Source organism: Roseinatronobacter monicus (assembly GCF_006716865.1).
Classification (GTDB): domain Bacteria; phylum Pseudomonadota; class Alphaproteobacteria; order Rhodobacterales; family Rhodobacteraceae; genus Roseinatronobacter; species Roseinatronobacter monicus.
In genome coordinates, this window is record NZ_VFPT01000001.1 from 469,793 (window position 1) to 479,506 (window position 9,714).

The 9,714-nt window shown below is 60.4% G+C and carries 8 protein-coding genes; 2 read left to right on the forward strand and 6 right to left on the reverse strand.

All coding sequences use genetic code 11. The annotated features are described in order from the left end of the window. Positions 1-137: 137 nt before the first annotated feature. Positions 138-1,109, forward strand: a complete 972-nt coding sequence (locus tag BD293_RS01985) for a Stealth CR1 domain-containing protein (protein WP_211840976.1) — start codon at positions 138-140, stop codon at positions 1,107-1,109. A 169-nt stretch (positions 1,110-1,278) separates the two neighbouring features. Further along, positions 1,279-2,613 carry a cytochrome-c peroxidase gene (locus BD293_RS01990; protein ID WP_142079631.1) on the forward strand — a complete coding sequence of 445 codons (1,335 nt, stop codon included), beginning with the start codon at positions 1,279-1,281 and terminating at the stop codon, positions 2,611-2,613. A 219-nt stretch (positions 2,614-2,832) separates the two neighbouring features. Here the strand turns inward: BD293_RS01990 and BD293_RS01995 are convergent, their stop codons facing one another. From BD293_RS01995 to BD293_RS02020, 6 genes are all read right to left on the reverse strand, one after another. Continuing rightward, complete coding sequence (locus tag BD293_RS01995) at positions 2,833-3,684, reverse strand: fumarylacetoacetate hydrolase family protein (RefSeq protein WP_142079632.1); 852 nt, start codon at positions 3,682-3,684, stop codon at positions 2,833-2,835. A gap of 84 nt (positions 3,685-3,768) precedes the next feature. Then, positions 3,769-4,695 (reverse strand): ABC transporter permease, encoded by a 927-nt coding sequence (locus BD293_RS02000; protein ID WP_142079633.1) that lies wholly within the window; start codon positions 4,693-4,695, stop codon positions 3,769-3,771. Continuing rightward, positions 4,688-5,695 carry an ABC transporter permease gene (locus tag BD293_RS02005; RefSeq protein ID WP_142079634.1) on the reverse strand — a complete coding sequence of 336 codons (1,008 nt, stop codon included), beginning with the start codon at positions 5,693-5,695 and terminating at the stop codon, positions 4,688-4,690. The genes BD293_RS02000 and BD293_RS02005 overlap by 8 nt, the downstream gene beginning before the upstream one ends. Before the next feature lie 71 nt (positions 5,696-5,766). Next, positions 5,767-7,479 (reverse strand): peptide ABC transporter substrate-binding protein, encoded by a 1,713-nt coding sequence (locus BD293_RS02010; protein ID WP_142079635.1) that lies wholly within the window; start codon positions 7,477-7,479, stop codon positions 5,767-5,769. Continuing rightward, positions 7,476-8,513 (reverse strand): ABC transporter ATP-binding protein, encoded by a 1,038-nt coding sequence (locus BD293_RS02015; RefSeq protein ID WP_142079636.1) that lies wholly within the window; start codon positions 8,511-8,513, stop codon positions 7,476-7,478. Before BD293_RS02015 ends, BD293_RS02010 begins: the two co-directional genes overlap by 4 nt. Beyond that, positions 8,506-9,510 carry an ABC transporter ATP-binding protein gene (locus BD293_RS02020; protein WP_142079637.1) on the reverse strand — a complete coding sequence of 335 codons (1,005 nt, stop codon included), beginning with the start codon at positions 9,508-9,510 and terminating at the stop codon, positions 8,506-8,508. The genes BD293_RS02015 and BD293_RS02020 overlap by 8 nt, the downstream gene beginning before the upstream one ends. Positions 9,511-9,714: the final 204 nt, after the last annotated feature.

The following is a 9,714-nucleotide window of genomic DNA, read 5'->3' on the forward strand; positions in this document are numbered from 1 at the left end:
TCAGCCAAACCCCGCCTGTGCGCTGAAAAACCATGCAGATATGTGGCGCGTCGCGCAGCGGCAGGGCCGAATCTGGCCCGCAACCTTGCGTCTGGTATCTCCCTTGGGCGGCACGGACGCAACGACGGGAACATGCTGTGACACCTGACATGCCATCCCCTGCGCAAGGGCCTATCGACGCGGTCATCACATGGGTTGACGGCTCTGACCGCAACCACGCGGCCAAACGCGCCAAAGCTATGGGCGCAGCACGCCTCCCGCTTCATCCGAACGGGGTCAATCCGCACCGGTGGGGCAGCAGTGACGAGCTGCGCTATTGCCTTCAGTCGATTGCCAATAACGCGCCTTGGCTGCGCCATATCTGGATCGTGACCGATGACCAGACGCCGGACCTGTCCGCCGTGCCGGACCTGCTGAGAGAGCGGCTGAAAATCATCGACCACACCCAGATATTCGCGGGGTTTACGCAGTATCTGCCGACCTTCAATTCGCTGTCCATCGAAACAGTCCTGTGGCGCATTCCCGGTCTGGCTGACAGGTTCTTGTATTTCAATGATGATGTCTTTCTGACCGCGCCGCTCAGCCCTGAGGATGTGTTTCAAGGTGATGTGCCTGTCTTGCGCGGCAAATGGGCCGATTACACAGCCCTGGAGGCCGACCCGGAGAAGAAACACGACCCCGCCCTGTTCAACCATTTCACCCAGATCAACGCCGCCCGCATGGCAGGCTTAGCGCCCGGTCATCTATGGACCAGCGCCCATGTCGTGCACCCCCTTAGCCGCCCCATTCTGGCGCAGCTCTTCGCGCAGTTCACGCAGCCGTTCATCGCCAATCTCGCGCATCCCTTCCGCGATGTGTCCCAATTCCAGCCGATGGCGCTGCACAATCACACCTGCATCCGCAACGGCCACCATGTCACCCCTGGACAGACAGATTACCTGCATCTGCGCAGCGGTGCCGTAATCGACTTCCCGATTGAGGCCGTGCAGGCTTATCTGCGCCGCTCGGTTCTACCCGACGCCAAATTTCTTTGCGTCAACGATTTGCCGCAGATCGAACAGGCCCTGCCCGATGCGCGCTACTGGATCGAACGCGCCATCAGTGCGTGACCCTGCCCCATTTTCTTGCGTCAAATACTCCGGGGGTGAATTGGCCATAGGCCAAGAGGGGGCAGCGCCCCCTCTCTCCGCCTGAACCGCGGACGGCCTCGGGGCTTGTGTCAGAGGCTGCAACACGGCACTCTCGTGATCGGCAAAAACCGTTGGGGGGAAACGCGGGATGCGGCAATCGGTATTGGGGGGCGGTCTGGTCGCGGCGCTGCTGGTCGGGGGACAAAGTGCTGCGCAGACCAGTTTGCCCGACCCCGTAGAAGATGCGATTTTTGCCCAGCATCCTTCTGATTTGGTGCAACTGGGCTGGCACCTGTTTTACGACCCGATCCTGTCGGGCAACCGCGATGTGGCTTGTGCGACCTGCCACCACCCCGAATTTGGCAGCTCTGACGGGGTGTCGCTGGGCCTTGGGGCCAAGGCGCAGGGGCTTGGCCCTGAGCGCCGCGCAAACCCCGACACCCCGCCAGAGCAACGCATGCCCCGCAATTCGCCTGCGCTGTGGAACCTTGGCGCGGCAGAGTTTACCCGCATGTTCCATGATGGCCGGATCGAGGTGGATGAAACCCGCCCCTCGGGACTGCGCACCCCGCTGGAAGAGGACATGGTCGCAGGCTTTGCCTCGCTTTTGTCGGCGCAAAACATGTTTCCTGTCCTTAGCCCGGACGAGATGGCGGGCCATTACAACGAGAATGACATCGCGCAGGCCGTGCGGCAGGGGCGTCTGACAGGGCCGGGCGGCGCGTGGGATCTGATCGCCGCGCGTATCCGCGACATTCCCGACTATGCCGACCGCTTCGTGGCGTTGAAAGACGATATCGACAGCCCTGCGCAAATCACCTTCCCGCATGTCTCGAACGCCATTGCGGTGTTTGTGGCGGTCGAGTTCCGCTCGGATACCAGCCCGTTTGATGCCTATCTGCGCGGTGAGGGGGCGTTGCCGGACGCCGCGCAGCGCGGTCTGGACCTGTTCTATGGCGCGGCCACCTGCGCCAGTTGCCACTCTGGCCCGTTCCAGACCGATCACCGTTTTCATGCGCGCGGCACCCCGCAACTGGGGCCGGGCAAGGCCGCACGGTTTGAATCGCACAGGCGCGATACCGGACGTATGCGCGTCACCGGGCGCGCGGAAGATGCCTTTGCCTTTCGCACGCCATCCTTGCGCAATATCGCGCACACGGCCCCTTATGGTCATGCCGGATCACATGCCACGCTGGCAGGTTTCATCCGTGACCACGCCGACCCGGTCGCGGCACTTGCGCGCTATGACCGATCTCAGGTCATCTTGCCCGCGCTGGATGTTCAGGATTGGCAGATCATGGATGACCCCACTGAGCGCGCCGCGATTGCACAGGCTGTCAGCACCCCGCCCATCGCGCTGAGTGATGCCGATATTGCCGATCTGGTGGCGTTTCTGGAAACCCTGTCCGACCCGCAAGCCTTATTGGGGCGCTTGGGCGTGCCGGATGCGGTGCCAAGCGGGCTGGAAGTGCCGCGCCCCTAGGCGGCCTGTGCCGGTCTTGATCGTAAAGGGATGCTGCCGAGCCTGCTATGCGCGAGCTGACACAAGATACCCGATAGGGGCAACAATCGCTTTGCACTCCCGAACCGTTATGCCCATAGGCCTTGCATTCCTGCACCATGCCGCTGCGCCACGAGGCTTGTGGCGCGGTGGCGCGGGCGGTTCAGGTGGTTCACGACAAAAGGTGCGCGCGCTGTGTCGTCACACGCGCGGGTCGTCGATCACCTCTTGTCGCTGCTGTCCAAGCCCGTCAATGCCCAACTCGACCAGATCGCCGGGTTTGAGAAAGCGCGGCGGCTTCATCCCAAGCCCCACACCGGGGGGGGTGCCGGTCATGATAATGTCACCGGGAAGCAGCGTGAAAAACTGGCTGAGATAGCTGACCAGAAAGCTGACGCCATACACCATCGTCTTGGTTGTGCCGTCCTGCATGCGCGTGCCGTTGACACTCAGCCACAGGTTCAGGTCTTGCGGGTCGGTCACCTCGTCGCGGGTGACAAGCCACGGCCCGACCGGCCCGAAATTGTCAGAGCTTTTGCCCTTGGTCCATTGCCCGGAGCGGTGCTTTTGCCAGTCGCGTTCGCTGACATCATTGCCGATCGTATAGCCCGCGATATGCGAGAACGCCTCGGATTGCGGAATATAGCGGGCTTGGGTGCCGATGATGATGGCCAGCTCGACTTCCCAATCCGTCGATTTCGATCCTTGCGGGATGATGATGGGGTCATTCGGCCCGCAGAGCGCCGAAGTCGCTTTCATGAAGGTGATCGGCTCTGACGGGACTTCGGCGCCGGTTTCGGCGGCATGGTCGGAATAGTTCAGACCGATGCAGATGACCTTGCCGGTGCCACCAACGCAAACGCCAAGGCGCGCATCCTGTGGCACCTCTGGCAGGGTTTCGGGGTCCAGCCCGCGCAGCATGGCAAGCCCCGCATCCGACAGCACAGGGCCAGCGATGTCCGGCACAAGCCCTGACAGGTCACGGGCGGTGCCTTGTGCATCCAGCATGCCGGGCTTTTCCTGCCCCGCAGGGCCCCAACGCAGCAGTTTCATGGCTTTCTCCCTTTCCGTCATTTATGCCGTATATGCATAGCGGTCCTGGAGCGGGGCCGCAATGCGCGGCCCCGGTGTCGGGGGTCAGCGGCCGCGAATGCGCGGGTCCAGCGCGTCGCGCAGACCGTCGCCAATGTAATTGACGCTCAACACTGTCAACGAGATCAGCACGCCGGGCCAGACGACGCGGGCGGGGTACTGCTCGATCCAGTCGCGCCCTTCATACAGGATGCGGCCCCATGTCGGGAAATCTGGCGGAAAGCCCAGCCCAAGAAAGCTGAGCGCGGATTCTGTGATAATGGCGCTGGCAATGCCCAATGTGGCCGAGACCATGATCGGCGACAGCACATTGGGCAGAATGTGCCGCGTGTTGATGCGCAGCGACGGTGTGCCGATGGAGCGCGCGGCCAGCACATATTCGCGTTCTTTCAGCGCCAGCACATCGCCGCGCACAATCCGCGCGGTCTGCATCCAGCTTGTGATCGCAATGGCAAAGCAGATCAGCAGGAACACTCCGATGGATTCGCCGAAAGTTCGCGCAAGCGTGTCACGAAACAGGGTCACAAGGATCAGCAGCAAGGGCAGCAGGGGCAGCGCAAGGAACAGGTCGGTCACGCGCATCAGCGGGCTGTCGAGCAGCTTGAAATAGCCCGCCAACACGCCAATCAGCGTGCCGATGACCAGCCCAAGGAACATGGCGACCAGCCCGACCGCAACCGAGATGCGCCCGCCATACATCAGCCGCGCCAGAAGATCGCGGCCCAACTGGTCGGTGCCCAAAGGGAAGTCCAAGCTGGGCCCTTGATTTCGCATCCGAATGTTCAACTGTCCCGGATCAACCTGCCAGACCATTGGGCCGACGACTACGAACAGGATGATCGAGACGAACACCGCAAGCCCCGCAAGGGCGCCGCGATGGGTCTTGAACTGGTCCCAGACATCCCACCACTGGTTGCGCGGCGGGCGAAAGGCTTCATCCGGGTTGATGGGGGGCGTGGCGGTGTCAGTCATAGCGAATCCTCGGGTCAAGGATGCCATAGAGGACATCTGCAATCAGGTTGAACAACACGATCAGGATCGCAAAGATAAAGGTGATGGTCTGCACCATTGGCCAGTCGCTGACATAGATCGCGCGGATCAGCGCATCGCCCAGACCGTTCACGCGGAAAATCTGTTCTGTGATGATCGCGCCGGTAAAGACAGTGGGAATGCCGATGGCAATGACAGTCACAACCGGAATCATCGAGTTGCGCAGCACATGGACCAGCACCACGGTCTTTTCGCCCAGACCCTTGGCGCGGGCTGTGCGCACATAATCCTGATTGAGGTTGTCGAGCATCGAGGCGCGCATGAAGCGGCTGATCTGGCTGGCGTTGAACAAGGCCAGCACCGCGACCGGCATGGCGATTTGCCTGACCTGAAACAGGAAGCTGTCCCAGTTCGTGACATTATGGGTGGTATCATACATCGACGGAAACCACCCCAGCCAGACCGAAAAGACCAAGATGAACACAACACCGGTGAAGAATGTAGGCACAGAAAAGCCGATCATCGACACGAACGTGCCGACTTGATCGAACCAGCTATACTGGCGGTAAGCGGAAATCACCCCGATGGGCAATGCGATCAGAATGCCGAAAAGATAGCCCATGCCCACAACCCACAAGGTCTGCGGCACGCGCTGCACCAGAATATCGCCAACGGGCGAACGGGTCTGCCATGACAGGATGCGCGGGCCATCAGGGGCGATGTCCCAGCCGGTCATGCCTGCCAGAATATGCATCGGCTCGATGAAGCACATCATGTAGAGCCACTTGAAATAGCGCACCATGACCGGGTCACCCAGACCCAGCGACTGGCGTATCTGTTCGCGCACTTCCAGCGGGATAGTCAAGGGCAGGCTGCCCGTCGGATCACCCGGAGCCATGTCCAGCATCAAAAACACGATCAGGCTGATAACCAGCACTGTCGGTATGGCAAAAGCCAATCGGCGCAGCGTGTAGGAAAGCATGTGGTCCGCCTTGGTCAGTCGTGATGACCTGCCCCGCGCGGGCGCAGGGCAGGTCAGGTTTCAGCGCGGGATCATTCTTCGATCCGGTACCATTCAGCCTGATTCCAATGCTCGGAATCCCAGACATTCATGACAATGCCGCCAACTGTGGTGGACGCTGCCGACACACGACCGCGTGCGACCAGTGGCAAATGTGCGTAGTCCTGCACGAACATGTCGTTGAGTGCGATGACCAGTTCCTGACGGCGATCAGGATCGGGTTCACGGTTCAACTCTGCCCACAGTTCGTCATACTCTTCGTTGCAGTAGCGGTTGATGTTCTGACCCTGCCACTGTGTTGAAGGCTGCGGCTCGCGGCCACAGCGGCGCTGCTCCAGATGCGGTGTCGGATCAGTGCCTTCAAACAGCGACGCATACATCTGTGCATCGGCAAAGAACTTCAGATAGGTGTCGTTGCTGCCGGGGTCGGACCCGAAGAACACGCCTGCATCGATATTGCGCAAACGGGTCTCAACGCCGATTTCGCGCCAGTCGGCTTGAATCAGCGCCTGAAAGTCCTGCCGTACAGCGTTGGTCGATGTCTGGAACAGCAATTCCAGCCGCTCGCCATCCTTGACACGGATGCCATCGGGGCCACGTTCCCAGCCAGCTTCGTCCAGCAGTTCATTGGCGCGGTCAATGTCCTGCACAAGGCAGTTGTCATTGTTCGGTGATGCCATAGCAGGCGGGGCGACGATGAAGTTACAGGTCGCCATGCCCATTGGGCCAAAGCCGATTTCAGTCAGCAATTCGCGGTCAATCGCGCGGCTGAGTGCTTCGCGTACGCGAATATCCGACAGGATCGGGTGCGGATGCGCGCGGGTTCCGCGCTCATCTGGTGGCAGATCCGGCGATACGTCGGTGAAGTTCAACTCGATCCGTTCCATCAGCGGGCCGAAATCGACCAGCAATTCGCCCATTCCGCCAGCTTCCATCTGTTCGATGACTTCGGGTGCAAGTTGCAGGTTCCAAGCGTAGTCCATCTCGCCGGTCTGGAACACGGCGCGCGCCGCGCCATTGGCATCGCCACCACCGGCCCAAGTGATTGTCTCGAAATAGGGCTGGGTTGGCACGCGGTAGTTTTCATTCGCCACAAATTCGATCACGTCATTGGGGCGGAAGTTCGACACCACATAGGGGCCGGTCCCGATAGGGGCAAAGTTTGCGTCCGTGCATTCAGGTGCGCGCGCACCAAGGCAGTCTTGAAACTGCTCCTGCTGGATGATGACCGACCCTGCGCCCACGAAGGGCAGGTAGGGGTTTGGTGTGACATCCTCGAAATAGACAGTAACTGTCAGGTCATCCACGGCCTCGACCCGGTCGATCCCGGCGAAACGGTCGCGGTACGAACAGCCGCCTTCGGGATGGGTGCAATATTCATAGCTGAACACCACATCGGCCGACGTCACAGGCGAGCCATCGGACCACAACAGTCCTTCGGTCAGGGTCCATGTGATGGACTTCAGGTCTTCGGCCACGCCGCCATTGTCCAGCGTCGGGATTTCATCCACCAGCCACGGGGTCAGTTCGCCCAGATTGTCAAAGCGGGCCAGCGGCTCCAACACGACCGAGGCTGCGTTCATTTCCTTGGTGCCGCCCGACAGATACGGGTTCATTGTGGATACGGCCTGCCAGTAGATGATGTTCAGATGGCCGGATGAGCCGCGCTCTCGATCTGCCAGCGCCATGGCTGGGGCCATGACAATGGCGGCGGCAGTGCCCAAAAGGGCTACTCTGGTTTTCATGCGTCTTCTCCTTGTTGGTTGCGCTCGGTCCTCGGTGCGCCGGTTTGCCCGGCGTCGTTATAAAGATGGCAGGCTGCGAAATGACCCGGAGCCAGCTCTCTATATTCGGGGTCGATCTGGTGGCAGATGTCCATGACCTTGGGGCAGCGTGTGCAGAAATTGCAGCCCTTGGGCGGGTTCGAGGGCGAGGGGACATCGCCTTTGAGAATGATGCGCTGCACACGCGCCTCGACCGACGGATCGGGATCGGGCACAGCCGAGAGCAGCGCTTGCGTATAGGGGTGCAGCGGGTCGGCATAAAGCGCATCGCGCGGGGCCAGTTCAACGATCTTGCCCAGATACATGACTGCGACACGGTCGGCGATATGGCGCACCATCGACAGGTCATGGCTGATGAACATATAGGTCAGGCCCAATCTGTCCTGCAATTCTTCCAGCAGGTTCACGACTTGCGCCTGAATGGACACATCCAGCGCTGCAATCGGTTCGTCGCAGATGATGAATTTCGGGTTGAGCGCCAGCGCGCGCGCAATCCCGATGCGCTGGCGCTGCCCGCCTGAAAACGCATGCGGATAGCGGTTGGCAAAGCTGCGGTTCAGCCCGACCGCATCCATCAATTCATAAATGCGTTCCAGCTTTTTGGCTTTTGACCAGTCGGTGTGCTCGTCCAGCGGCTCGCCGATGATGGCCGCGACGGTCATGCGCGGGTTCAGGCAGGCTTGTGGGTCTTGAAACACCATCTGCATGATCGGGCGCATTTTGCGCAGCGCGCTCTGGCTTTTGCCGCCAATCTCGACACCGTCAATCTTGATCGTGCCAGAGGTGATGTCATACAGCCGCAGCACCGCGCGCCCGCAGGTGGATTTGCCGCACCCGGATTCGCCGACAATGCCCAGTGTCTCGCCCTCATAGATATCGAAGCTCAGCCCGTCGACGGCTTTGATATTGCCTGTGTGACGGCGCAGAATGCCGGTATTGATTGGGAAGTGCATTTTCAGGTCGCGCACTTCGACCAGTTTGCGCCGCTCAGCCATGACGCGGCCCTCCTGTCTTGTGGTCCCAGAAACACGCGGTGTCATGCCCCTCGGACACCACAACGCGGCTTGGATTCTCGCGGGCGCAGCGGTCAAAAGCATGGGCGCAGCGCGCGCGGAACGGGCAGGAAGTGGGGTGTTGCGACAACATGGGCGGCTGGCCCGCAATGACATTGAGTTGCGGCGCACGTTCGCCGCGCACTGACGGCACGGTTTTCATCAACGCGCGCGTATAGGGGTGGGCGGGGTTGGCAAACACTTCGCGCACAGGGCCATATTCGGCGACTTGCCCGCCATACATGACCATCACTCGATCAGCGATGCCCGCGATTACGCCCAGATCATGCGTGATCCAGATAATCGACATGCCCAGTTTCTGGCGCAGGTCTTTCACCAGTTCGAGAATTTGGGCCTGAATGGTCACATCCAGCGCGGTGGTCGGTTCATCCGCGATTAACACCTTGGGATCGCAGGCCAGCGCAATGGCAATCATCACGCGTTGGCGCATACCGCCGGAAAACTGATGGGGGAAATCGCTTAACCGGGCGCTGGCGTCGGGAATGCCCACAAGTTCCAGCAAGTCCACAGCGCGCTTGCGTGCGCGGGCCTTGTCCATGCCCATATGCTTTCGCAACGGCTCCATGATCTGAAAACCGACCGTGAACACCGGGTTGAGCGAGGTCATCGGGTCTTGAAACACAAACCCGATATCGCGCCCGCGCAGCGCTTGCAGATCGCGCTGTGACAGTTTCAGCAGATCCTTGCCGTCGAACTGCACCGACCCTGCGCGCACTTCGGCAGGAGGGCTGGGCAACAGCCCGATCAGCGACATCATCGTGACCGATTTGCCAGAGCCGGATTCGCCCACAACCCCCAGCAATTCGCCGGGTTGCAGTTCGAAACTGACTGAATTCACGGCATGAATGTCACCAGCGCGGGTGGCAAATACAGTTTTGAGGTTCTGCACTTGCAGAACCGACAGGCCGGTTTCCGGCATGAACTCTCCCTGAGTTTATTATTTTTCTACGGTTGATCCGTGTGTGGCTACTGTTGGCGATTTTGTGTCTTCCAGCAAGAAAAAGTTTTAGCACCGGAAAAGAGGGGCGAGGCAGTGCAATTTTTCCGGCAGATTGCCGCTTGGCGACAACTTTGGCGCGACCGCCTATGATTTAGGCAGGAAAAACCTGTCTGCGTGTCCGCC

Coding starts and splice junctions, on each gene's coding strand:
- BD293_RS01995 (WP_142079632.1), bottom strand. CDS start 3,684: ATGAAACTGCTGCGTTGGGGCCCTGCGGGGCAGGAAAAGCCCGGCATG.
- BD293_RS02010 (WP_142079635.1), bottom strand. CDS start 7,479: ATGAAAACCAGAGTAGCCCTTTTGGGCACTGCCGCCGCCATTGTCATG.
- BD293_RS02000 (WP_142079633.1), bottom strand. CDS start 4,695: ATGACTGACACCGCCACGCCCCCCATCAACCCGGATGAAGCCTTTCGC.
- BD293_RS02015 (WP_142079636.1), bottom strand. CDS start 8,513: ATGGCTGAGCGGCGCAAACTGGTCGAAGTGCGCGACCTGAAAATGCAC.
- BD293_RS02005 (WP_142079634.1), bottom strand. CDS start 5,695: ATGCTTTCCTACACGCTGCGCCGATTGGCTTTTGCCATACCGACAGTG.
- BD293_RS02020 (WP_142079637.1), bottom strand. CDS start 9,510: ATGCCGGAAACCGGCCTGTCGGTTCTGCAAGTGCAGAACCTCAAAACT.
- BD293_RS01990 (WP_142079631.1), top strand. CDS start 1,279: ATGCGGCAATCGGTATTGGGGGGCGGTCTGGTCGCGGCGCTGCTGGTC.